23 protein-coding genes, 1 other RNA gene and 1 riboswitch are annotated in these 23214 nt (G+C 66.2%); of the genes, 8 read left to right on the forward strand and 16 right to left on the reverse strand.

From position 1 onward, the window contains the following. Positions 1–28: 28 nt before the first annotated feature. On the reverse strand, positions 29–967 hold the full coding sequence (miaA, locus tag AB4Z37_RS17685) for a tRNA (adenosine(37)-N6)-dimethylallyltransferase MiaA (protein ID WP_441518053.1): 939 nt from the start codon (positions 965–967) through the stop codon (positions 29–31). Between the two features lie 51 nt (positions 968–1018). Here miaA and serB point away from each other — a divergent pair, with 51 nt between their 5' ends. Next, a complete protein-coding gene (gene serB, locus AB4Z37_RS17690) occupies positions 1019–1912 on the forward strand; it encodes a phosphoserine phosphatase SerB (RefSeq protein WP_441518054.1) in 894 nt (297 codons plus the stop codon). A 157-nt stretch (positions 1913–2069) separates the two neighbouring features. Here the strand turns inward: serB and AB4Z37_RS17695 are convergent, their stop codons facing one another. The 9 genes from AB4Z37_RS17695 to AB4Z37_RS17735 form a co-directional block, all read right to left on the reverse strand. After that, positions 2070–3596, reverse strand: a complete 1527-nt coding sequence (locus AB4Z37_RS17695; RefSeq protein ID WP_441518055.1) for a DegQ family serine endoprotease — start codon at positions 3594–3596, stop codon at positions 2070–2072. A 228-nt stretch (positions 3597–3824) separates the two neighbouring features. Continuing rightward, on the reverse strand, positions 3825–4028 hold the full coding sequence (locus tag AB4Z37_RS17700) for a DUF2065 domain-containing protein (protein WP_441518240.1): 204 nt from the start codon (positions 4026–4028) through the stop codon (positions 3825–3827). A gap of 264 nt (positions 4029–4292) precedes the next feature. Further along, the gene (gene hflC / locus AB4Z37_RS17705; protein ID WP_441518056.1) at positions 4293–5219 is read right to left on the reverse strand and encodes a protease modulator HflC; all 927 of its coding nucleotides are present in this window, start codon (positions 5217–5219) and stop codon (positions 4293–4295) included. Then, on the reverse strand, positions 5216–6349 hold the full coding sequence (hflK, locus tag AB4Z37_RS17710) for an FtsH protease activity modulator HflK (protein ID WP_441518057.1): 1134 nt from the start codon (positions 6347–6349) through the stop codon (positions 5216–5218). Before hflK ends, hflC begins: the two co-directional genes overlap by 4 nt. A 123-nt stretch (positions 6350–6472) precedes the next feature. Next, complete coding sequence (locus AB4Z37_RS17715) at positions 6473–7012, reverse strand: dihydrofolate reductase (RefSeq protein ID WP_441518241.1); 540 nt, start codon at positions 7010–7012, stop codon at positions 6473–6475. A 29-nt stretch (positions 7013–7041) separates the two neighbouring features. Further along, the gene (locus AB4Z37_RS17720; protein ID WP_441518058.1) at positions 7042–7836 is read right to left on the reverse strand and encodes a thymidylate synthase; all 795 of its coding nucleotides are present in this window, start codon (positions 7834–7836) and stop codon (positions 7042–7044) included. Between the two features lie 169 nt (positions 7837–8005). Further along, the gene (locus AB4Z37_RS17725; RefSeq protein WP_441518059.1) at positions 8006–8986 is read right to left on the reverse strand and encodes a tripartite tricarboxylate transporter substrate-binding protein; all 981 of its coding nucleotides are present in this window, start codon (positions 8984–8986) and stop codon (positions 8006–8008) included. Between the two features lie 157 nt (positions 8987–9143). Further along, positions 9144–10709: a tripartite tricarboxylate transporter permease gene (locus AB4Z37_RS17730; RefSeq protein WP_441518060.1), complete on the reverse strand. Its 1566-nt coding sequence runs from the start codon at positions 10707–10709 to the stop codon at positions 9144–9146. Between the two features lie 7 nt (positions 10710–10716). Then, entirely contained in the window at positions 10717–11463 is a 747-nt protein-coding gene (locus AB4Z37_RS17735) for a tripartite tricarboxylate transporter TctB family protein (RefSeq protein ID WP_441518061.1), read from the reverse strand. A gap of 191 nt (positions 11464–11654) precedes the next feature. Here AB4Z37_RS17735 and ssrA point away from each other — a divergent pair. The 6 genes from ssrA to AB4Z37_RS17765 all read left to right on the forward strand — a co-directional run bounded on the left by ssrA (position 11655) and on the right by AB4Z37_RS17765 (position 15580). After that, positions 11655–12011, forward strand: a transfer-messenger RNA (tmRNA) gene (gene ssrA / locus AB4Z37_RS17740). 197 nt (positions 12012–12208) lie between these two features. Further along, positions 12209–12700, forward strand: coding sequence for an SspB family protein (locus AB4Z37_RS17745; RefSeq protein ID WP_441518062.1), 492 nt, complete (start codon positions 12209–12211; stop codon positions 12698–12700). A gap of 140 nt (positions 12701–12840) precedes the next feature. Beyond that, positions 12841–14253 (forward strand): class II fumarate hydratase, encoded by a 1413-nt coding sequence (gene fumC, locus AB4Z37_RS17750; RefSeq protein WP_441518063.1) that lies wholly within the window; start codon positions 12841–12843, stop codon positions 14251–14253. A 220-nt stretch (positions 14254–14473) separates the two neighbouring features. Next, positions 14474–14662, forward strand: coding sequence for a DUF4169 family protein (locus AB4Z37_RS17755; protein ID WP_441518064.1), 189 nt, complete (start codon positions 14474–14476; stop codon positions 14660–14662). Continuing rightward, a complete protein-coding gene (locus AB4Z37_RS17760) occupies positions 14659–14961 on the forward strand; it encodes a ribbon-helix-helix domain-containing protein (protein WP_441518065.1) in 303 nt (100 codons plus the stop codon). The genes AB4Z37_RS17755 and AB4Z37_RS17760 overlap by 4 nt, the downstream gene beginning before the upstream one ends. Before the next feature lie 289 nt (positions 14962–15250). Continuing rightward, a complete protein-coding gene (locus AB4Z37_RS17765; protein ID WP_441518066.1) occupies positions 15251–15580 on the forward strand; it encodes a ribbon-helix-helix domain-containing protein in 330 nt (109 codons plus the stop codon). 340 nt (positions 15581–15920) lie between these two features. Here AB4Z37_RS17765 and AB4Z37_RS17770 read toward each other — a convergent pair whose 3' ends face one another. The 5 genes from AB4Z37_RS17770 to AB4Z37_RS17790 form a co-directional block, all read right to left on the reverse strand. Next, a complete protein-coding gene (locus AB4Z37_RS17770; RefSeq protein ID WP_441518242.1) occupies positions 15921–17228 on the reverse strand; it encodes an ATP-binding protein in 1308 nt (435 codons plus the stop codon). A 58-nt stretch (positions 17229–17286) separates the two neighbouring features. After that, positions 17287–17961, reverse strand: a complete 675-nt coding sequence (locus tag AB4Z37_RS17775) for a response regulator (protein ID WP_441518067.1) — start codon at positions 17959–17961, stop codon at positions 17287–17289. Between the two features lie 80 nt (positions 17962–18041). Next, positions 18042–19100 (reverse strand): threonine aldolase family protein, encoded by a 1059-nt coding sequence (locus tag AB4Z37_RS17780; protein ID WP_441518068.1) that lies wholly within the window; start codon positions 19098–19100, stop codon positions 18042–18044. Positions 19101–19158: 58 nt separating this feature from the next. Further along, positions 19159–19267: riboswitch (SAM-I-IV-variant riboswitch) on the reverse strand. A gap of 94 nt (positions 19268–19361) precedes the next feature. After that, a complete protein-coding gene (locus tag AB4Z37_RS17785; RefSeq protein WP_441518069.1) occupies positions 19362–20384 on the reverse strand; it encodes an aldo/keto reductase in 1023 nt (340 codons plus the stop codon). A 194-nt stretch (positions 20385–20578) separates the two neighbouring features. Further along, positions 20579–21451, reverse strand: a complete 873-nt coding sequence (locus AB4Z37_RS17790) for a hypothetical protein (protein WP_441518070.1) — start codon at positions 21449–21451, stop codon at positions 20579–20581. A 205-nt stretch (positions 21452–21656) separates the two neighbouring features. Between AB4Z37_RS17790 and AB4Z37_RS17795 the strand changes: the two genes are divergently transcribed. Then, on the forward strand, positions 21657–22361 hold the full coding sequence (locus tag AB4Z37_RS17795) for a glutathione S-transferase N-terminal domain-containing protein (protein ID WP_441518071.1): 705 nt from the start codon (positions 21657–21659) through the stop codon (positions 22359–22361). A gap of 77 nt (positions 22362–22438) precedes the next feature. Here AB4Z37_RS17795 and AB4Z37_RS17800 read toward each other — a convergent pair whose 3' ends face one another. Next, positions 22439–23134, reverse strand: a complete 696-nt coding sequence (locus AB4Z37_RS17800; protein ID WP_441518072.1) for an outer membrane protein — start codon at positions 23132–23134, stop codon at positions 22439–22441. Between the last annotated feature and the right edge of the window lie 80 nt (positions 23135–23214).

Below are 23214 nucleotides of genomic sequence, written 5' to 3' on the forward strand. Positions count from 1 at the left end.
CAACGAGAGATCGTCGTGAGGACCGCGGCTACCCCAGCCCGCGCAGCGCAAACGCCTCGGCGAGCCAGGCACGCGCCTCGTGGGGCGCGATCCACTGGAACTCGGACATCTGGTGGCGGAACCAGGTGAACTGGCGCTTGGCATAGTGGCGGGTGTCGGTCTGGCCGATGGTTACAGCTTCGTCCCGGCTGATTTCGCCGGCGAGATGGCGGATCAGCGCCGGCACGCCATGAGCCTTCATGGCCGGCAGCAGCGGATCGAGCCCGCGGGCCGCGAGCCGAGCGACCTCCTCCAGCGCGCCCTGGTCCAGCATCGCCGTGAAACGGGTATTGATCCGCTCATAGAGCTCGGCACGCTCCGGCGCCAGGAACAGCGCCAGCGTCTCGTCCGGCGGCAGCAGCGGCGGCAGGCCCTCGCGGTGCCAGTCGCTGAGCGAGCGGCCGGTGGCCTCGACGACCTCCAGCGCCCGGGCGACACGGACACGGTCGCGCGGCTTGAGCTTGAGCGCCATCAGGGGATCGCGCAGCGCCAGTTCCCGATGCAGCGCCTCCGCCCCGCCATGCTCCAGCCGCGCCCGCACATCGTCGCGCACCTTCGGCGGAATCGGCGGCACCGCCGACAGCCCCCGCGTCAGCGCCTTGAAGTACAGCCCGGTGCCGCCGATGAAAATCGGCACCCGGCCGCTCTCCCGCGCCTCGTACAGGGCGGAGACCGCGTCGTTGACCCACATGCCGGCGGAACAGTTCACGCCGGCGTCGGCATAGCCATACAGGCGGTGCGGCGCGCGGGCCTCGTCGTCCGGCGTCGGGCGGGCGGTCAGCACCCGCAAGTCCCGGTAGACCTGCATGGAATCGGTATTGATGATGATCCCGTCGACGGCGCAAGCGAGGTCGAGCGCCAGCGCCGACTTGCCGCTGGCGGTCGGTCCTGCGATAAGCACGGCCCGGAACGGACGGTGTCTGTTCACGCGCTGCCCCTGTGGTTCACGCTGCGGTTTCCCCCAAGCCCAAGGTCTGCAATGTCGCTCGTCGCCACGCTGATTTCCAACCCCAACGATCCCGCCCTGGACAGCACGGCGATCGACGCAGCGTGCGCCATTCTGCCGGCCGGCGCCAGACCGAGCTGGCTGCACGACGAAGTCGCCGCCGATATTACCTTCGACAGCGACGAGGACCCCCGCGCCATCGCGGAACGGCTGCGGCAGGCCCGCGGCGACCTTCCGATCGATGTGGTGGTGCAACCGGTCGCGACGCGGCGCAAGAAGCTTTTTCTCGCCGACATGGATTCCACCATGATCGGGCAGGAATGCATCGACGAGCTTGCCGACTTCGCCGGGCTCAAGGCCCATGTCGCAGGGATCACCGAGCGGGCGATGCGCGGCGAGATCGCGTTCGAGCCGGCGCTGCGCGAGCGCGTCGCGCTGCTCAAGGGCCTGCCGACCGGCGTGGTCGACGAGGTACTGGCCAAGCACATCACCCTGACGCCGGGCGGCACCGAACTGGTGCGCACCATGCGCGCCCACGGCGCCTACACCTGCCTGGTGTCCGGCGGCTTCACCGTGTTCACCAGCCGCATCGCGGCCATGGTCGGCTTCCAGGAGAACCGCGCCAACACCCTGATCGCCGAGGGCGACCGCTTCGCCGGCACCGTCGCCGAGCCGATCCTCGGGCGCGAGGCCAAGCTCGCGACACTGCTGGAGCTGCGGGAAACCTTCGACCTCGACGCCATCGACACGCTGGTGGTCGGCGACGGCGCCAACGATCTCGCCATGATCGAGGCCGCCGGCCTCGGCGTCGCCTATCACGCCAAACCCAAGGTCGCCGCCGCCGCCGGCGCGCGCATCGACCATGGCGACCTCTCCGCGCTGCTCTACGCTCAGGGCTTCAAGCGCACCGAATTCGTGACGGCGTAACGGGTTCGCGGCCAGCACCTCGACGATGGTGAACGCCGCAATGCCGGCGCCCGCGAGAGCGCGCCGGCCATCGCGCAGGCACACGGGCTGGAGCGACGCTCCAAAACGCAAATGGCCGGGACGAGCCCGGCCATCGCGACGATCGTGGTGAGGCGCCCTACTGCAGGCTGAGCGCCACGAAGCGCAGCTCGCCCTCGGCGTTGGAGACCAGCAGCAGCACGGACTTCTTGCCGTCCTTCTTGAGCTGATCGACGCGCTTCTTGACGTCGGCGCCGTTGGTCACCGCCTCCTGCGCCACCTCGACGATGACATCGCCGGCACCGAGCCGCTTGTCCGCCGCATCGGATGCGCTGTCGACGCCGGTGATGATGACGCCCTTCACGCTCTCCTTGATCTTGAAGCGGGTGCGCAGGTCCTTGGTCAGCGCCGCGAGGTCGAGGCCGAGGGCCTTCTGCGTCACCGTCTTGTCGGCCTCGGGCGAGCTCGACTTCGCCGAGGCCGGCGTCGGCTTCTCGTCATCCGGCAGGCGGCCGAGGGTGACCTGCCTGGTCTCCTCCTTGCCCTTGCGGATGACGATGACATCGACGGTCTTGCCGACCGCGGTATCCGCCACCGCGCGTGGCAGGTCCTTCATCTCCTTGATGTCCTTGCCGTCGAACTTGACGATGACGTCGCCCGGCTCGATGCCGGCAGGCTTCGCCGGACCCTTGTCCTCGACGCCGGCGATCAGCGCGCCGCGCGCCGGCTTGATGTTGAGGCTGTCGGCGATTTCATCGGTGACCTGCTGGATGCGCACGCCGAGCCAGCCACGGCGGGTCTCGCCGAACTGGCGCAACTGCTCGACGACGCCCGCGACGGTCTTCGACGGCACGGCGAAGCCGATGCCGATCGAGCCGCCCGACGGCGAGATGATCGCGGTGTTGACGCCGATGACCTCGCCATCGAGGTTGAACAGCGGGCCGCCCGAGTTGCCGCGATTGATGGCGGCGTCGGTCTGAATGTAGTTGTCGTAGGGACCGGAGTTGATGTCGCGGTTGCGCGCCGAGACGATGCCGGCGGTCACCGTGCCGCCGAGCGAGAACGGGTTGCCGATCGCCACCACCCATTCGCCGAGGCGCAGCTTGTCGGAGTCGCCGAACTTGACGGCGGTCATCTGCTTGTCGGGCGTGAACTTGAGCACCGCAAGATCGGTCTTCTTGTCGCGGCCCATCACCTGGGCGCGATACTTGGTGCCGTCATTGAGGATGACGTTGATCTCGTCGGCGTCGGCGATGACATGGTTGTTGGTGACCACGATGCCCGACGGGTCGATGATGAAGCCGGAGCCCAGCGAGTTGACCTTGCGCGGCTGGGAGTTCTTGCCGTCGCCGCCGCCGCCCTTGCCGCCGCGGCGGTTCTTGAGGAAGTCGTCGAAGAACTCCTGGAAGGGCGATCCCGGCGGCAGCTGCATGTTCGGCATGTCTTCGCCGCCCCGCGCCTCGACGGTCTGCGAGGTCGAGATGTTGACGACCGCGTCGATCACCTTCTCCGCGACGTCGGCGATGCCGTCCGGTCCGCGCGCCGCGGCGGGCGAGGCCGCCAGCAGGCCAGCGACGGCGGCACCGGCCGCAGCACGAACGATCGGGCGAAACAGCCGGGATCGCGAAGGCAGGCAGTGGCTCAATGCTGCGATGGCATTGGTCATAGGGTGGTCGTCTCCTGAAACAAAAGGGGTCGCCAAGTTCGGGTCAGAGTGCGCCGGAACGAGGGGCCGGCGCAAGCTGTTCCGGAAGGCGATCAAAGCGCCGATTGCGGCGAAATACGGGCCTGCACCACGGCCGGTTGTACGCCGCAACGAGGGCGTCCCGATCGCAAAATCGTGACTGCGCCGGCGGACCTCCGCAGACGGTCGGCAGACCGCCGGCCGGCGGCGTCAAGGGCGGCGAATCAGCCAGATCAGGATCAGACCGAACACCGCCGAACCGATGCCGACCACCCGCAGGATATTGTCGGGGGTGAGGATGGCGCTCTTCATCGCCTCGCGCATCCAGTTGGGCAGGGCCGCGAACAGCAGGCCCTCGACGACGAGAAGAATGCCGACGCCGACCAGCAAGTCGGAAAACGCAATCGACCTCAGCACACCCAGCCTCCCCGGCGACGTTCTCGTGGCGCGATCTCTTTAAAGCCGTCGTGTCCCGTCGCGCGCGGCCTTGACGCCCCATCGCCGCAGACAGACCCCGCGAGCCCTCCGCAAGGACGGTCCGCCCGTGCTGTTTAATGCATGATCCGCGGGCGTGGAAAGCAGTTTTCAGAAGGGCTGGCCTGCCCCCGGACGCGGCGGGATCGCCGGACCGCCATGGCACAAATGGAACAGGCGCCGGGGTCTCCGGCGCCTGTGACCTTACTGGTTGGCGGGGGCCGCTGCGCCTGCCCGCGGACCGGGCCCGGGCGCCGCCGATTTGCCGGCCGGATTGCTGAAGTAGCGGAAGAAGTCCGAATCGGGCCGCAGCACGAAGCGGGTGTCGTTCGGCTTCAGGCCCGCCTCGTAGGCCGCCATCGAGCGATAGAACGCGAAGAAGTCCTGATCCTTGCCGTAGGCTTCGGCGAAGATGCGGTTGCGCTCGCCGTCGCCCTCGCCGCGGATCTGCTCGGCCTGCGAATTGGCGTCGGCGATGATGATGGTCGCCTGGCGATCGGCACTGGAGCGGATCTCCTGGGACTTCTGGCCGCCCTGGGCACGGAATTCCGCGGCCTCGCGCTGACGCTCGGTCTGCATCCGCTGGTAGACCGCCTGGCTGTTCTGCTCGGGCAGGTCGGCGCGGCGGATGCGGACGTCGACCACGGCGATGCCGTAGGCGCTGGCCTCGCGGTCGAGCTGGTCGCGGATGCGGGCCATCAGGGCGTCGCGCTCGTCGCGCACCACCTGGATGAACGTCACCTCGCCGAGCACGCGGCGCATCGCCGAGTTCAGCAGCGTGGTGAGCTGCAGGTTGGCGGCCTGGATGGTGCCGACGCGCTGGTAGAACAGCAGCGCGTCCTTGATGCGATAGCGCGCGAAGGCGTCGACGACGAGACGCTTCTGGTCGGACGCGATCACTTCCTGGGACGGGTTCTCGAGGTCGAGAATGCGCTTGTCGATCTCGATGACGTTCTCGATGAACGGCGCCTTGACGTGCAGCCCCGGCTCGGTGACGACCTTCACCGGCTTGCCGAACTGTACCACCAGCGCCTGCTGGGTCTGCCGCACCGTGAACAGCGCGCTGTAGCCAACCACGACGAGGGCGATCAGCAAGAGGATCGCCACGATACCTGAAAAGCCGGACTTCATCGTGTGCTCCCCTGCTGCGTCTGGGCCGCGGCCTGCGGCCGGCGCATCAGCTCGGTCAGCGGCAGATAGGGCACGAAGCCCTGGCCCTGCCCCGACGAGCCGGGGTCGATCACGACCTTGTCGGCCGAACCGAGCACGCGCTCCATGGTTTCGAGATAGATGCGCTGCCGCGTCACGTCGGGCGCCTTCTTGTATTCGTCGTAGACCTTCAGGAAGCGCGCGGTCTGGCCCTTGGCCTCCGCCACCGCCTGCTCCTTGTAGCCCTGCGCGGCCTGCAGGATCTGCGCACCGCGGCCACGGGCGTCGGGGACCACGCGGTTGGCATAGGTCTGGGCCTCGTTCTGCAGCCGTTCGAGGTCGGCACGCGCCGCCTGCACGTCGCGGAAGGCGTCGATGACCTGGGCCGGCGGGTCGACCTTCTGCATCTGCACCTGCTGGATCAGCACGCCGGAATTGTAGCTGTCGAGCGTCTTCTGCATCAGGTCCTGCACCGCCGTCTCGGTCGCAGTGCGCGCGCCGGTCAGGATCGGCTGGATGTTGGTGCGGCCGATCACCTCGCGCATCGCGCTCTCGGCCACCGCCTTCACGGTGCCCTCGGGATTCTGGATGTTGAAGAGGTAGTCGCCGACGCCATCGTTCTTGATGCGCCACAGCACGGTGAAGTCGACATCGACGATGTTCTCGTCGCCGGTCAGCATCAGGCTCTCTTCCGGCACGTCGCGGAAGCTGCCGCCGCGGCGGGATTCGTCATAGCGCATGCCGATGCTCAGCGTGGAGACGCGCAGCGCCTTCGGCAGCAGCACGCTCTCGATCGGATACGGCGCATGGTAGTGCAGGCCCGGGCCGACGGTGCGGACATGCTGACCGAACCGCAGCACGACGCCGAGCTCTTCAGACTGCACGCGGAAGAAGCCGGACAGCGCCCAGATCGCCACCGCCGCAACCAGCAGCAGCACGATGCCCATGGCGCTGAAATGGCCGCCCGGCAGGATCGACTGCAGGCGGTCCTGGCCGCGCCGCAGAAGGTCTTCCAGATCCGGCGGCTTGGGTCCCGACGACTGCGGTCCGGAGCCCCATGGCCCTTTCGGCCCCGAGCCCCACGGGCCGCCACCTTGATTCTTCCACGGCATCAGTTGTCTCCTTGACGCGGACCGACGGCGTCGGACGCAATCCGGACGGCTTTATAGGGGACGGCTGCGCCCCTTACAACGCAGCCTCTGCTCCGCCAGCAGGTAGGCGCGGCCCGGTTTTTGTCAATGCAAACATCGGGAAACGGGGTTAATGCCGGCCCGGCGTATATATGTCGCATAAGTGAAATCGGCGCTGTCGTCGGCACCGGCGGCGTTGCGCGCGCGCGCGGTCTCGTCCCAGCGCACAGGATCCGGCGCCCGCAAAACATCGAGAAAAGCGTCGCCGTCCGGCTGCGCATGGATGTGCGTGACCTCGAGCCGGTCGGCGCGATCGAGCCACTGGGCGAAGATCTCGGCGCCGCCGATCACCATGATCTCGGAGGCAAAACGACGCAGCGCATCGCCGCGCGCGACATCGAGCGCTGCGTCAAGCGACCGCGCGACAATGACACCCGGCACCTGGAACTTGCCATCGCGCGTCACCACGATGTTGGTGCGTCCGGGAAGCGGCCTGCCGATCGACAGAAACGTCTTGCGCCCCATGATCACCGGCTTGCCGAGAGTCAGCGCCTTGAAACGCTTCAGGTCGGACTTCAGCCGCCACGGCATCGCATTGTCGCGGCCGATGACGCCATTGTCGGCGACCGCGACCACGAACACCATCTGCAGCAGCACGCCGCCACCGGCCGCGCTCACACCGCAACCTCGGCCTTGATGTGCGGATGCGGATCGTAGCCGACGAGCGTGAAGTCGTCATACCGGAACGAGAAGATGTCCTTGACGTCGGGGTTGAGCGTCATGGTCGGCAGCGCCCGCGGCGCGCGCGTCAGCTGCAGCCGCGCCTGCTCGAGATGATTGGAATAGAGGTGCGCGTCACCGAGGGTATGCACGAACTCGCCGGGCTTCAGGCCAGTGACCTGCGCGACCATCATGGTCAGCAGGGCATAGGACGCGATGTTGAAGGGCACGCCGAGGAACACATCCGCCGAGCGCTGGTAGAGCTGGCAGGACAGCCGGCCCTTGGCGACGTAGAACTGAAACAGGCAGTGACAGGGCGGCAGCGCCATCTTGTCGACATCGGCCGGATTCCAGGCGGTGACGATCAGCCGCCGCGAATCCGGGCTGTTGCGGATCATCGCGATCAGGTTGCTGATCTGGTCGATGACACGGCCGTCCGGCGCCACCCAGGAGCGCCACTGCTTGCCATAGACCGGGCCGAGGTCGCCGTTCGCGTCCGCCCACTCGTCCCAGATCGTGACGTTGTGGTCGTGCAGGTATTTGATGTTGGTGTCGCCGGCCAGGAACCAGAGCAGCTCGTGCACGATCGCCTTGAGCGGCAGCTTCTTGGTCGTGAGCATCGGGAAGCCGCGCCCGAGGTCGAAGCGCATCTGATGGCCGAACACCGACAGCGTGCCGGTGCCGGTGCGGTCGGTCTTCTCCGCGCCGTCGGCGAGAATACGCTCAAGCAGGTCGTGATATTGATGCATCTGGGTTTTTCGGGCTCGGGAACCGGGGCGGAGCGGCGACTCAGGGCCCCCGCCGACGGCGATCATACACCCCGCCCCTGCCCCGGACCATGGCGGCGGCCGGCGCAAACGACAAGGGCGGTGCCCTCGGCACCGCCCGGTTGTCACCAGGCCTTTTCAGCCCTGTGGATCAGTTCTGCGCCGCCTTGAGCACCGCGCTCCATTTGGCAACCTCGCTCTTCACGAGACCACCGAGCGCCTCGCGGGTGCGCCCCTCGGGCTTGGGAATGTCGCTGCCGAGGTCGAGCAGGCGCTTGCGCACGGTGTCGTCGTCGAGCGCCTTGGCCGCCGCCGCATTGAGCTTGGCGAGGATCGGCTCCGGCGTCCCCTTGGGCGCGAACACCGCGTTCCAGGCCGACGCCTGGTAGGCCGGCAGGCCGGCTTCCGCCGTGGTCGGCAGCTCCGGCAGCGACGGATTGCGCTCGGCGGTCGCCACCGCATAGGCGCGGATGGTGCCGCCCTTGATCTGCGGCACGGCATTGACGACCTGGTCGCACATGTAGTCGACCTGCTGCGCCACCAGCGCGTTCATCGCCGGGCCCGTGCCGTTGAACGGCACGCCGGTCGGCTTGATGCCGAGGATCGAGTTGAACAGCTCGCACGACACATGGGACACCGAGCCGACGCCGGCATGGGCCATGTTGATCTTGTCGGTGTTGGCCTTGAGATAGGTAACGAGGCCGTTGAGATCATTGGCCGGAAAGTCCTTGCGCGCCAGCACCAGGATCGGCGTGCCGGCGAGCAGCGCGATCGGCTCGAAGTCCTTCTCCGGATTGTAGGCGAGCTTGGGATAGAGCGGCACCGCGGCCGCATGGGTGCCCATGTGGCCGGTGATCAGGGTGTAGCCGTCAGCTTGCGCGCGCGCCGCCCGCGTCGCGCCGGTGGTGCCGCCGGCGCCGACGACGTTCTCGATCACGATCGCCTGGCCCAGTGTCTGCGCCATGTGGCTGGCGACGATGCGCGCGACGACGTCGGTCGGACCGCCGGCCGCGAACGGCACGATCATGGTGATCTGACGGGTCGGATAGTCCTGCGCGGACGCGATGCCGGCGAACGCTGCGGCAATGGCCAGCGCACCGAGCGAGCGCGCCACAAGGCTGCGAAAAGACATGATGAAAAGCCCCTCCCAAAATTTATCGTTACGCTGGCCTAGCAGAGTTGTCGCAGGCGCGTAACCGGCCAAACCGCCGCAGCACCACGGCCCCGAAACGCAGCGCGGCCGGCGCGCGCGAGGCGGCCGGCCGCGAACGATCCCGCAATATCCTGCCCTAGTTCTCGGATTCGACGAACACTTCCTCGCGCTTGCGGCGCAGCGCCGGCAGCACCGCGATCACCAGCAGGAAGGCCGCGATCGCCATCAGCGCCGCCGACAGCGGCCGCGTGAAGAACACCGTGGCGTCACCGCGCGAGATCAGCATCGCGCGGCGCAGGTTCTCCTCCATCAGCGGCCCCAGCACCATGCCGAGCAGCAGCGGCGCCGGCTCGAAGTCGTGCTTCACCAGCCAGTAGCCGACGAGACCGAACGCGCCGGCCATGACCACATCCATCGGCGCGTTGCTGATGGAGTAGATGCCGATGGCGCAGAAGATCACGATCGAGGGGAACATCAGCCGATAGGGCACGCGCAGCAGCCGCACCCAGATGCCGACCAGCGGCAGGTTGATCACCAGCAGCATCAGGTTGCCGACCCACATCGAGGCGATCATGCCCCAGACGAGCTCCGGCTGCTTCTGCATCACCTGCGGCCCCGGCACGATGCCGTGGATGGTCATGGCGCCGACCATCAGCGCCATCACCGCGTTCGGCGGAATGCCGAGGGTGAGCAGCGGAATGAACGAGGTCTGCGCCGCGGCGTTGTTGGCGCTCTCGGGCGCGGCGACGCCCTCGATGGCGCCGCGGCCGAACCGCGACGGGTTCTTGGCGATCTTCTTCTCGAAGGTATAGGCCGCGAACGAGGCGATCACGGCGCCGCCGCCGGGCAGGATGCCGAGGATCGAGCCGAGCACGGTGCCGCGCAGGATCGCGGGCGTGGAATCGATGAGATCCTTTTTGGTCGGCATCAGGCCGGTGACGCGCTCCTGCACCAGGCTGCGGTCTTCCTCCGCGCCGTGGTCGAGGTTGCGGATGATCTCGGCAAAGCCGAACACGCCCATCGCGACGGTAGCGAAGCCAAGGCCGTCGGCGAGTTCGGGGATGTTGAAGGCCATACGCGACACGCCGGTCTCGATGTCGGAGCCGACCATCGACAGCAGCAAGCCGAGCACGATGACCGCGATCGCCTTGAGCACCGAGCCCTTGGCCAGCACCACGGCGAACACCAGGCCGAGCACCATCAGCGAGAAGTACTCCGCCGGGCCGAACAGCAGCGCCAGCTTGGTCAGCGGCGCGCCGAGCACGGCGATCAGCACGGTGGCGATGCAGCCGGCGGCGAACGAGCCGATGGCGGCGATGGCGAGCGCCGGGCCGGCGCGGCCCTGCTTGGCCATCTGGAAGCCGTCGAGGGTGGTGACCACCGAAGTCGCCTCGCCCGGAATGTTGACCAGGATCGAGGTGGTCGAACCGCCGTACTGCGCGCCGTAATAGATGCCGGCGAGCATGATCAGCGCGCCGACCGGGTCCAGCTTGAAGGTGATCGGCAGCAGCATCGCCACGGTGGCGATGGTGCCGACGCCGGGCAGCACGCCGACCAGCGTGCCGACCAGCGCGCCGATCAGGCAGAAGATGATGTTCCACGGAATAGGGATCGACAGCCCGCCGAGCCAAGACGGCGTCCAAGGCACACACTGGAAGACGACCTGAAAGCCGAGGCCGAGATTGGCGAAAACGTCCCCCATCACGCCCTCACTGCAGGAATTGCGGCCAGAGCTGGAACGACAGCCCGAGCATGAATGGAAACAGCACGGCGCAGAACGCGGTCAGCGCCACGCCGACGATCACGGCCTCGAGCCAGCGCGTTTCCGGCGAGCCCATGGCGGCGACGAGAAAGGTGATGATGCCGGACACGATCAGGCCGAGCGGCCGGATCGCCACCGCGAACAGCAGGACCGAGACCGTGACGAAGAACGGCCCGCGCCAGGCGAACCGTGCCAGCGGCGCGCCATCGGTGACGAGGCCGCCGGCCGCGACCGCGATGCCGAGCGCCGCAAGCAGAGCGGCGAACATCCGCGGCGCCGTGCCCGGCCCGAACGAGAAGCCGCGCATGCCGTTGAGGTCGTTCGACGCCCAGAACGCGAACAGCGCCACCGCGATCAGCGCGACGCCGCCATAGTAGTCCTGCGCGCCCTTCAGGCGCGGAAACAGGGTGAAGATCGCGATCAGCACCAGCGGCAGCGAGTACACCGTCAGCAGCGTGCGGTCGGCGAGCAGCCCCGAGACGATGTCGAAGGCAGGCCCCGCGGCGAACGGTCCGAACAGCGCCTCGTTGCCGGGGATGAGCGCCAGCACCGAGCGGGCGAACCAGAACGCCAGCACGAGGAGCTGCGGCCCGAAGGCGAGTGCGATGAGGGAGATGGAGCCGATGGGATTCTGCACCCCGCCACGGTGCACGGTCACGACCGGTGCGGTCGCTCGGCCTGTCGCCTTATCCATGAACGCCCCTTCCCCGTCACGAACTGGCTGTTCGCACTGTTTTTGTACGACCTTGCAAACCATTGCGAACGGGCTTTGTCAATTTGCCGGAGGCCGCGCGCCGCGCTGGATGCGCGCCGTGCGACGCTGAGTCGCCATGCCGTCGCCTCGGCTGTGAAGAGCCGGGCTTCGCGCCGCCATGGCGGGACCTTCCCTTTGCATGACGCGGTTTTGCCCCCTATATTGGGGGTGCCGGTTCGCCGGCTATGGAAATAGATGGCCGTCGCAATAAACCATTCGGACCCGGGGGCAGCACCCGGCGCCTCCACCCAAGCCCGCAGCGCACGCGCGGGTTTCGGCGGGGGCGAAACAGGATCGACGAGGGCGTAAAGGGCGTGTTTTTTCCCGGGATTGTTCCGCCGTTATCGGGCTATGCAATAGTTGCCAACGACAACTTTGCTCCGGTTGCTCAGGCTGCGTAACGCAGTTTGAAAGACCACTTTAAAGTCCTAGCGGGTTAAGCTCCGTTAGGCGGGGTTCGGAGGCACCTGGCAACAGAAGCCTCCACTTCAATTTTCCGCGCCGGCTTTGGCGCGGGGCGGAACTATCCCCAATCCGGCCCGATATCGGCCCTGGCGGCTACTGACCTCGGCCGGCTGGCGGGGTAGCATGGAACAAAATGCGAGTCGGCCGGATTTGTCCGCCCCTGCTCGCGCGCTGTTGTGTTCGCAGCCGTCGCCGGCTGCCGCTATTATTGGACCGACCGATGCCGACCGATCTCATCCGCTATGACGTCCTCGCGCGTGATGCCCTCCGCGGCGTGCTGCGCCGCGTGCTGGCGGATGCCGCCACCCATGGCCTGCCCGGCGACCATCACTTCTACATCACCTTCCTCACCAGGGCCGACGGGGTGAAGCTGTCGCCGCGCCTGCTGGCGCAATATCCCGACGAGATGACCATCATCCTGCAGCATCAGTTCTGGGACCTCACCGTCACCGACGAGCGCTTCGACATCGGCCTGTCGTTCGGCGGCACGCCGGAGCGGCTGTCGATCCCGTTCAGCGCCATCAAGAGCTTCTTCGACCCGTCGGTGCAGTTCGGCCTGCAGTTCGAACCCTCCGAGGCCGAGCCGGCCGCACAGCTCCCGGCCGCGGCGGAGGCGAGCCCGGCCGAGGGCAAGGACGAGCCCGCAGACGAGCCGACCAAGCCCACCGAGGGCGCCGAGGTGGTGCGGCTGGACCGCTTCCGCAAGAAATAGCCGCGTCCAGACGCCGCTCCTTCCGCCGTTTTGATCAATTCTGCCCCGGGCGGCTTTCGCCCGGCGATGCCTGTCATTAGGTAGGAACCGCGGGCGGCCGCATGCCGATATCCCGCGTCCAGCGACCGACGGAAGGCTCCATGGCGAACGCATCGAACGACAAGACGGCAACCCGCACCGAAACCGATACCTTCGGCCCGATCGAGGTCGCCGCCGACCGTTACTGGGGCGCGCAGACCGAGCGCTCGCGCAACAATTTCCGCATCGGCCGCGAGCGTATGCCGCAGCCGATCATCCGCGCGCTCGGCGTGGTCAAGCAGGCCGCGGCCGAGACCAACCGCGAACTCGGCCTGCTCGACGACCAGCGCGCCGCCGCCATCATCCGCGCCGCCGGCGAGGTGGTCGACGGCAGCCTCGACGAGCACTTTCCGCTGGTGGTGTGGCAGACCGGCTCGGGCACCCAGACCAACATGAACGTCAACGAGGTGATCTCGAATCGCGCCATCGAACTGCTCGGCGGCGTGCGTGGCTCCAAGAAGCCCGTGCACCCCAACGATCACGTCAACATGAGCCAGTCGTCGAACGACAGCTTCCCGACCGCCATGCACATCGCGGCGGCCGAGCGCATCACGGCCGATCTGCTGCCGGCGCTCGCCTACCTGCACGCCGCGCTCGAGGCGAAGCAGCAGGAATTCGCCGGGATCGTGAAGATCGGCCGCACCCACACCCAGGATGCGACGCCGCTGACGCTCGGCCAGGAGTTCTCCGGCTATGCCGCCCAGGTCGCGAGCGGCATCGCGCGCATCCGCGGCGCCATCGGGGAACTTTACGCGCTGGCGCAGGGCGGCACCGCCGTCGGCACCGGCCTCAACGCCAAGCCCGGCTTCGCCGAAAAGTTCGCCAAGCATGCCGCGGCGATCACCGGACTGCCTTTCGTCACCGCGCCGAACAAGTTCGAGGCGCTGGCCTCCAACGACGCCTATGTGGCGGTTCATGGCGCCATCAACGCCGCCGCCACCGGCCTGTTCAAGATCGCCAACGACATCCGCCTGCTCGGCTCGGGCCCCCGCTCCGGGCTCGGCGAGCTGATCCTGCCGGAGAACGAGCCGGGCTCCTCGATCATGCCGGGCAAGGTCAATCCGACCCAGTGCGAGGCGCTGACCATGGTGTGCTGCCAGGTGTTCGGCAACCAGACCACCATCACCGTCGCGGGCAGCCAGGGCCATTTCGAGCTCAACGTCTACAAGCCGGTGCTGGCGCATTGCATGCTGCAATCAATCGGGCTGCTCGCCGACGCGGCGCGCTCGTTCACCGATCACTGCGTCAGCGGCATCAGGGCCGACGAGACGCGGATTCACGAGCTGATGCAGCGCTCGCTGATGCTGGTCACCGCGCTGGCGCCCAAGATCGGCTACGATAATGCCGCAAAGGTTGCAAAGACTGCCCACGCCAACGGCACCACCCTGCGCGAGGAGGCTGTCCGGCTCGGTTTTGTGACCCCGGCGGAGTTCGACCAGTTGGTGCAGCCGGACAAAATGACGCAGCCAGGTTGATCTGGACACACTAAATATTGATACGACATAGCGGTGGCAGCATGGTGTGGTGGTGGCGGCCAAAAACTAAAGTCGTACGTCCCCCCTGTTGCGAATTGCCACGTAAGTCGCAGACTTATACACGTTAAACGTGTATCGAACGGGAATCGGGCGGTGCGGCGGTGGAAGGCCCTCGGGAGTGCCGGGGGCAAGGCGCTGGACCGACCCCAGAGGAGTGACCGTGGGCGAAGTCGTCAACCTCAATCGCGTCAGAAAACGAACCGCGCGGGCGCAGGCCGAAAAAGAAGCCGAAGCCAACCGGGCGAAGTTCGGACGCACCAAGACTGAACGGACCATCGAGGACGCCAGGGCGCGTCGGCAGGAGGCGCTGCTCGATCAGCATCACCTCGACCAAGGGGACGCGTCATGAAGTCCCCCGTCGTCAAACGCTCGATCGTCGTCGCCGGGCACAAGACCAGCGTCAGCCTGGAAGAAGCCTTCTGGAGCGGCATGAAGGAGATCTCCAGCGAGCGCGACCTCACGCTGTCGGAGCTCGTCGGCGAGATCGACGGTCATCGCCAGCAAGGCAACCTGTCGTCCGCCATCCGGCTGTTCGTGCTGGACTACTTCCGCCAGCGCGCCAACGGTCACGCGAAGTTGAACGATCACGTGAAATCGGGTGACGGGGTGGACAAGGCTGCGCAGATCTCCCATCAGGAAAACACCTGACGGCCTCCCCCGAATTCGTGAACCCGGCTAGGTTGTTTACCGAATATCAACGGTAGACAAAGTGGGTTACGTTTTACCCGCATCGCATCGCCTGATTGAAAAAGCGTGATGCGACGGGGCCGAGACAGGCGCCGGCCGCGCCTCTCTCACCCTCCATTCTGACTGTGCAAAGGTTCGCGTCCGGCGAAGACTCGTCGCGCGCAAGCGAAGACGCTTGGCCTAATGAAGCTTTGGCCGCGTGAACCTGCACGGTGACCGATTTGGTGACGAATTGGAGAAGGAGCTGGGCATGGAAACCGAAAGACACGTCGCCGATACTGTGGCGATGCCGATCGACAAGGAGTTTGCAGTCGTCAAGCGCTCGGTCGTGGTCGATGGCCACAAGACCAGCGTCAGCCTCGAGGACGCGTTCTGGCGCAGCCTCAAGGATATCGCCGCGCGACGCGGCATGACGCTGTCGACCCAGATCGCGGTCATCGATCAGCACCGCAAGACCAACAACCTGTCATCGGCCATTCGGCTGTTCGTGCTCGAGCATTTCCGTGCCCGCGCGCTGAGCGCGGTGTTCATCGGCGAGCGCCAGGGCATGACGCGCTCCCACCTGGAGCCGCGTGTCTAAGGGGGATCCCTCCCCCTTTCACGGCGCGTCGTCGTCTGCCGCGCAGGTCTCGTCCGCGGGTTTGACGCCGATGGCGTTGAACACCGCCGTCAGCGCCACGACGACAATCAGGTTCAGGACCACCGTGGTGAGCGCGGTGTAACCGGGAAACGTGTAGCCACGCGCTGCGCCTGGCCGTCCCGTTCATGGCGCTCCTGCAGCCGGCTGATGTGGCTTCGGCACATGGTGCGCCCGGGGCCGACCTGATTGGCGATGGAATTTATGACAGTGCGCGCACGGTTTCGCGATGCGCAACAATTATAGCGCACCGCACTCCACATCCGTCGCATTCACATGGAATTCAGTGGGCCGCACGGGCGGTACGCAGCCGCACCGTGAACCGCGCACCGCCGGCCGGGCCATCGCCAACCGTGACCGTGCCGCCATACTGCTCGACGACGCGCCGAACGATCGACAGGCCAAGACCGGCGCCGCCCGGGCGGCGCCGGTCGCTGCGCCAGAAGCGCTCGAAGATCAGATCGCGCTGCTCCGCCGGAATTCCGGGCCCCTCGTCGAGCACGCTGACGGCGCCGTCCGCCTCCACCACCACCTCGACCGAGGTCCCGGCCGGAGTATGATGCACCGCATTCTCCACCAGATTGCGGATCGCCCGCCGCAGCATCTCGGCGTTGCCATGCACCGGCCGCGGCTCGGCAGCGCCCTTCAGGCCGATGCTCTTGTGCCGGGTGACCGCCAGCGGCGCGATGAACTCCACCACCTCGGCGCAGACCGCGGACAGGTCCGCGGTCTCCGCCGGATCGACCACCAGTGTGTTCAGCTCGGCGATGTCGAGCAACTGCCCGACGATCCGCCCCATGCCGTCGATATCGCGGTGCAGATCGGCCGCCACGCTGCGATCGGCAATGGTGTCGATCCGGGTGCGCAGGATGGCCAATGGCGTGCGCAGCTCGTGCGCGGCGTCGGCGGTGAACTCGCGCTGCGCCCGGAAGCCGGCCGCGAGGCGATCGAGCGCCTGGTTGACGGCTGCGACCAGCGGCAGGATCTCGCTGGGAATCCGCTCAGCCGAGAGGCGGACATCGGTCCGCGCAGGACCGATCTGCTTGGCGTCCTCGGACGCGTCGAGCAATGGACGCATGGCCCGGCGGAAGATGACGATGTCGATCGCCAGCAGCAGCAGCAGGATCGGCAGCGTGATCCAGCCGACATGGCGGAAGAAGTTCGCCACGATGTCGTCGGTGATCACGTCGCGATGGGACAGATCCTCGGCGACCTGGATCCAGACCGAGTGGCTGCCGATCCTGCGCAGCACGCTTGCGCCGGACACCACGCTGCCGTTGCGCCGCGCCTCCTGGTAGCTGACGCGCTGGCTGACGGACGGCACGGGAAACAGCAGCGTCCCGCTTTTGCGCGACGAAAACAGCAGTTCGCCCGAGGGCTCGATCACGTCGTAGAAATAACGGCCATAGGCCTCCGAATAGAGGTCGCGCAGCGCCTGCGGCAGATCGAGCACGAGCTTGCCGTCGGGCCCCGCCGTGATCTTGCGCGCGATCGCCTCCGCCTGATCGCGCATCGCGGCGCGATGCAGGTTGGTGATTTCGGAATTCAGCAGCCAGAACAGCACCAGCGGCATCACCACCGCCGTCAGCATCACCGCGACCACATGCAGCAGCACGACGCGCGAGGCGATCGACGGAAAGCGGAACACGCTACTTGTCCTCGGACAACAGGTAGCCGACGCCGCGAATGGTGTGGATCTGCAGTTTCGCGCCATTTTCGGCGAGCTGCTTGCGCAGCCGCGAGACATAGACCTCGACCGCGTTCGAGGCCACTTCGCCGGCGAGCCCGAAAATGTGGTCCTCCACCGTCTTCTTCGGCACCACCCGGCCCTGGCGGCGCAGCAGGATTTCCAGCACCGAGGTCTCGCGCGCGTAGAACACGAACGGCTTGCTGTCGATGAAGACCTGCCGGCTCTCCGTGTCGTAGACGAGATTGCCGAGATGCAGCGAGCTGCCGAGCAACTGGCCCGGCCGGCGCAGGATCGCCTCCAGCCGCGCCACCAGTTCCTCCAGCGCGAACGGCTTGACCAGATAGTCGTCGGCACCGCTGCGCAGGCCGGTGACGCGATCCTGCAGGCCGTCGCGCGCGGTCAGCACCAGCACCGGCAGCGGGTCCTTGCGATGGCGGATCTCCCTGAGGATGGCGAGGCCGTCGCCATCAGGCAGCCCGAGATCGAGCACCAGCGCCGCGAAGTGGGTCGTCGTCAGCGCCGCGCGGGCTTCCGCCGCGCTGTTGAGCACGTCGACCGCAAAGCCCGCTCCGGTCAGCCCCTTCGCCAGCAGCCGCGCCAGCTCGACATTATCCTCGACGATCAGCAGTCTCATGATCAGTTCACATCGTTGATCCCAGCGCTGTGGTAAGGCCGTGCAGCGGCTTTAGCCACTGTATTTTTCCGCGCCGGCCTTCAGGCCGGCAGCGGCATCGCCGCGGCCTCCCCGGCGACGGCCCGCAGGTCGGCCGCAAGCTCATCGGCGCGCAGCGGATCCGCATCCCATGCGAACATGAACCGCGCGCCACCACCGATGAAGGTGTAGAAGCGCCAGCCCCTGCGACGCAGCGCCGCAAGCGCAGGCTCGGCGAGGCGCACGAACACCGCATTGGCCTCGACCGGAAACATGATCTCCAGCCCAGGCGTGCCGGCAATCCCGCGGGCGAGGCGCTGCGCGCAGGCATTGCCGTGCGCGGCGTTGGCAAGCCAGGTGCCATTGCCCAGCATGCCGACCCACGGTGCCGCCAGAAAGCGCATCTTGGAGGCGAGCTGCCCGGCCTGCTTGCAGCGATAATCGAAATCCTCGGCGAGCCTGGGATCGAAGAACAGGATGGCTTCACCGGCGGCCATGCCGTTCTTGGTGCCGCCGAAGCACAGCACATCGACGCCGGCGCGCCAGGTCAGGTCCGCCGGACTGCAGCCGAGATGAGCACAGGCGTGCGCGAAGCGCGCGCCGTCCATGTGCAGGTGCAGGCCGAGCTCGCGGCACACCGCAGCGATCGCCCGCACCTCGTCGAGGCTGTAGACCTGTCCCGTTTCCGTGGGTTGGGTAATGGTCACGACGCGCGGCTTGGGAAAGTGAATGTCGCGGCGGTTGGTGGCGAGCGCGCGGATCGCCTGCGGCGTCAGCTTGCCGCCGACGGCGGGCGCGACCAGCAGCTTGGAGCCGTTGGAGAAGAACTCCGGCGCGCCGCACTCGTCGGTTTCGACATGGGCTGCGTCGGAACAGATCACGCTGTGGTAGGACTGGCACAACGCCGCCAGCGCCAGCGAATTCGCGGCCGTGCCGTTGAAGGCGAAGAACACCTCGCACGGCGTCTCGAACAGCGTGCGAAAGGCATCCGCCGCCCGCTCGGTCCAGGCGTCCTCGCCGTAGGCCGGCGCGTGTCCGCTGTTGGCCTCGGCCATCGCCTGCCATGCAGCGGGACAGATGCCGGAATAATTGTCGCTGGCAAATTGCTGGGGTTCGCTCATGCACGCCGCCTTTCCTGGTCTGTCCATCGACCGGGCGAAGCAGACGCGATGATGTGGCGAGGGCCCGTTTGGTTGCCGGATCGGCCGCATCTCCCCGTGACCGGGGACCGCCACCTTGCTCGGGAGCAGGTTGGCGTTGAGCGTCAGCTCAACTCGTGATGGTGACCATGCCCATAGACGGGAAATGCGGCGCTGGCAAGGGCCGCAGGCCGCATGGCGGCCCGCGGCGGTCGTCCGATCCTGAATGGCGACCGCGTGCGATCAGCCGTCGAGCGGCGTGGTGCGCGGCCGGCGGCCCTCGATCGGATAGGCCGGATCGTTGTAGCCCGGCGTCGAGGGATGGCCACTGACCACGAGGCTGTCGACCAGCGCCTCGTCCTCGGCGCTGAAGCGGTGATCGAGCGCTTTGACATAGTCATCCCACTGCGCCTCGGTGCGCGGCCCGGCGATCACCGCATCGATCAGGCGGTTGTTGAGCACCCAGGCGACCGCGAACTGGCCGGCAGTGATGCCGCGCGCCTCGGCGTGAGCACGCAGCGTCTGCGCCAACTGCAATGACTCCGGCCGCCATTCGGTCTGCATGATCCGGCTGTCGTTGCGGCCGGCGCGCGTGCCCTGCTCCGGTCGTTCGCCGGGCGCGTATTTGCCGGTCAGCACGCCGCGCGCCAGAGGACTATAAGGCACGACGCCGAGGCCGTAGAAACGGCAGGCGGGCAACTGCTCGACCTCCGGCATCCGGTTCATGGCGTTGTAGTAGGGCTGGCTCACCACCGGCCGATCGATGCCGAGCCGATCGCAGATGTTGCAGATCTCCGCGATGCGCCAGGCGCGATAGTTCGACACCCCGAAATAGCGCACCTTGCCCTGGCGGATCAGGTCGCCCATCGCCCGCACCGTCTCCTCGAGCGGCGTGCCGTGGTCTTCCTTGTGCAGGTAATAGATGTCGAGATAGTCGGTGCCGAGCCGCGTGAGGCTCTCCTCCGCCGCCTGCAGCAGCCATTTGCGCGACAGTCCGCGGCGGTTGACGCCCTCGCCGATCGGGTTCGCCGCCTTGGTCGCCAGCACCCAGTCGTGGCGCTGCTTGCCGATAGCCCGGCCGACGATGCTCTCCGACTTGCCCTGCGAATAGGCATCGGCCGTGTCGATGAAATTGACGCCGGCGTCCTTCGCCTTGGCGATGATGGTGGCGGACGTGACCTCGTCGGTGGCGTCGCCGAACATCATGGTGCCAAGACACAAAGGCGAGACCTTGAGGCCGCTGCGGCCGAGATTGCGGTGATTCATGACGCTTCCCATCTCCCTGAGATACGAACTCCTCCCCGAATTGTCCACGAGGGGCCGATTGCCTCGCTAGGACGCGACACAGACTAGCTACGCTTGGGTATTCGTCGCGCGCCAGTATGATCCACGCTTCTGCCTACCTGACTAATTTTAGCAGTGCCGATCTGGACTATCGATCACCTTTTCGCAACGAGCCGCTAGTTGGTACTGCTCTGCGATTTGCCCACCACGTTGCAATTGGGGCCGCCATCCTCGTGGGTGGTCGAGACAGGCCTGACTTTCAGACAGAAGGTGGTTCGGTAGGTGACGTGCGACAAATCTTCGTATGTTGCCGATCCAAGGAGCCACAACTGTTCTTGTACTACTTGACGCATACGCTCCTTGACAGCGTCCTCGGTTGCTCCCCACGGGATACGCGGAATCTCAGAACCAACTGGACCAACTGGCCAGCCAAAACCTCCGCAGTCAATGGGGTCGCTTTTGCTTTCAGCTGCGATAATCAAAGGCTTGCCATTCAAAATTTCATGGGGAGCGTAGCTGCCCATCGCGAAGTCCGGATAGGTCCTTGCAGGAACGACAGCAAAAAGGCATTCAATACGTCGCACGACAGCAGGGGCACGGCCGTAATTGTTCACATGGTATTTGGCGATCATCGTGCCCTTTCCGGAAAGCCAGTCTTTCGCATTCACCTCGTCGAACTCGACGAAAATAATCGGCAAATTTTGTTGCTCAGAAATTCTAGTTTGCTTCGCAGCTTCGTCGGCCTGCCGTTTGGTCTGGACGAAAGCACACGCCGCGATAACTGCGGCAAGGATCGCGGCTGCTGCCGCGACGCCACTAAATATTGCTACTCGCAGATTATGACATCGCTCATGAGACCAATGGTCTCGTTCTGCGGCGCGATGCCTTTCCACTCGGGCTTCTTCATTTTCTGGCGTACCGAGAATAATTGAGACGTTGCCAGGATTGTGCGTGGCACTTTCTTTGTCATGCCCTTCTTCGCGTGCCGCATCGTGCAAAATTAATACCTCTATCAGTAAAAAACCTATGCCAATGATGATCCAAATCACCGAGAGCGCTTCCGTTTTCTACGGTTTTGATTGCAACTCAACAACGCACTAATACCCGCGTTGTCGCAATGTTACGCCGAAACTGACTACTGCCATGATGACCTCCCCAATCCTTGCGCGAAGTATAGCATGTCCGAAAAACTAGTCATGTGCGGGATAGTCACCCTTCCTCGATCCCTCACAATCGCCCGCCGTGGAGTTCGACATGTCTGATCTTTCCGCCTTCCCGATCACCAGGCGCTGGCCGGCGCAGCATCCGGACCGACTGCAGCTCTATTCGCTGCCGACCCCGAACGGGGTCAAGGTCTCGATCATGCTGGAGGAGATCGGGCTGCCTTACGAGCCGCACACCATCGACATCGGCAAGAACGAGACCTGGACGCCGGAATTCCTGTCGCTGAACCCGAACGGCAAGATTCCCGCGATCATCGATCCCAACGGCCCCGGCGGCAAGCCGCTGGGCCTGTTCGAGTCCGGCGCCATCCTGATCTATCTCGGCGAAAAGACCGGCAAGCTGCTGACGGCCGATCCGGCGCAGCGCTACGAGGTGCTGCAATGGGTGTTCTTCCAGATGGCCGGCATCGGCCCGATGTTCGGGCAGGTCGGCTTCTTCCATAAGTTCGCCGGCAAGGACATCGCCGACAAGCGCCCGCTGGAGCGCTATGTCACCGAATCCAAACGCCTGCTCGGCGTGATCGAAACGCGCCTCGAAGGCCGCACCTGGATCATGGGCGACGACTACACGGTGGCCGACATCGCCATGCTCGGCTGGGTGCGCAACCTCATCGGCTTCTACGGCGCCGGCGAGCTCGTGGACTTCAAGAGCCTCAAGCGGGTGCCGGCCTGGCTCGAGCGTGCCCTGGCGCGGCCCGCCGTGCAGCGCGGCCTCGAAATTCCCAAGCGCCCTTGAAGCCTCGCCGATTGTGCGAGCACGCAACAAAAAAGCCCGGCACTGCCGGGCTTTTCCGTTGGCGATGCGATGCGTGATCAGCCGCCCCAGTTGAAGCGATAGTTGACGCCCGCCTTCACCGTATGGGTGTCACGCGTATAGCCGACCGTGGTGCCGGACAGCACGTCGGTCACATTGGTCTTGCCGAAGTTGTAGTACTGGTACTCGACCTTGSCCGACCAGTTCKGSGYGAACAKGTAYTCGAGGCCRGYGCCGACSGTGTAGCCGACCGTATTCCTGCTCACGGCGAAGGGACGCGCGGTGCCGAGCACGGTGTCGGTGTCCCAGACGCCATTGCCATCGCGGAAGGCGACACCGCCCTTGGCGTACAGCAGCGCCGGGCCCCAGGCATAGCCGAGACGTCCGGTCACCGAGCCCAAGTTGCTCGCGCGATCGGAAACGGTGAAGCCGCCCGGCACGAACGCCGCCGACGAAGTGCTGCGGTCGGTCCAGGAGTACTGGCCCTCGATGCCGATCACCCAGTTGGTGGCGAACTGATAGTCGGCGCCGGCCTGCACACCGCCGAGGAAACGGCCGTTGCTGTTGCCGAACGCCGAGTTGCCATCGAACGCGCCACCGAGATGGCCGCCGATGTAGAAGCCGGTCCAGTTGTAGATCTGGGGCGGGACATAGGGGGGCGGCGCCTTGGTGTAGACCCGCGCCGGCAGATCAGCCGCAACGGCGGAGGAGGCGAATGCCACCGCGCCGAGGGCTGCGAGAGCAAGCTTTTTCATGACGAATCCCCGTTTGCGAACGTGACTGCAGCGATAACGCGTCCACCGGTTCCGCGTTCCCGGCCTGTTTTTCGGGAGCC

The organism is Bradyrhizobium sp. 2TAF24 (assembly GCF_052115025.1).
Lineage (GTDB): Bacteria > Pseudomonadota > Alphaproteobacteria > Rhizobiales > Xanthobacteraceae > Bradyrhizobium_A.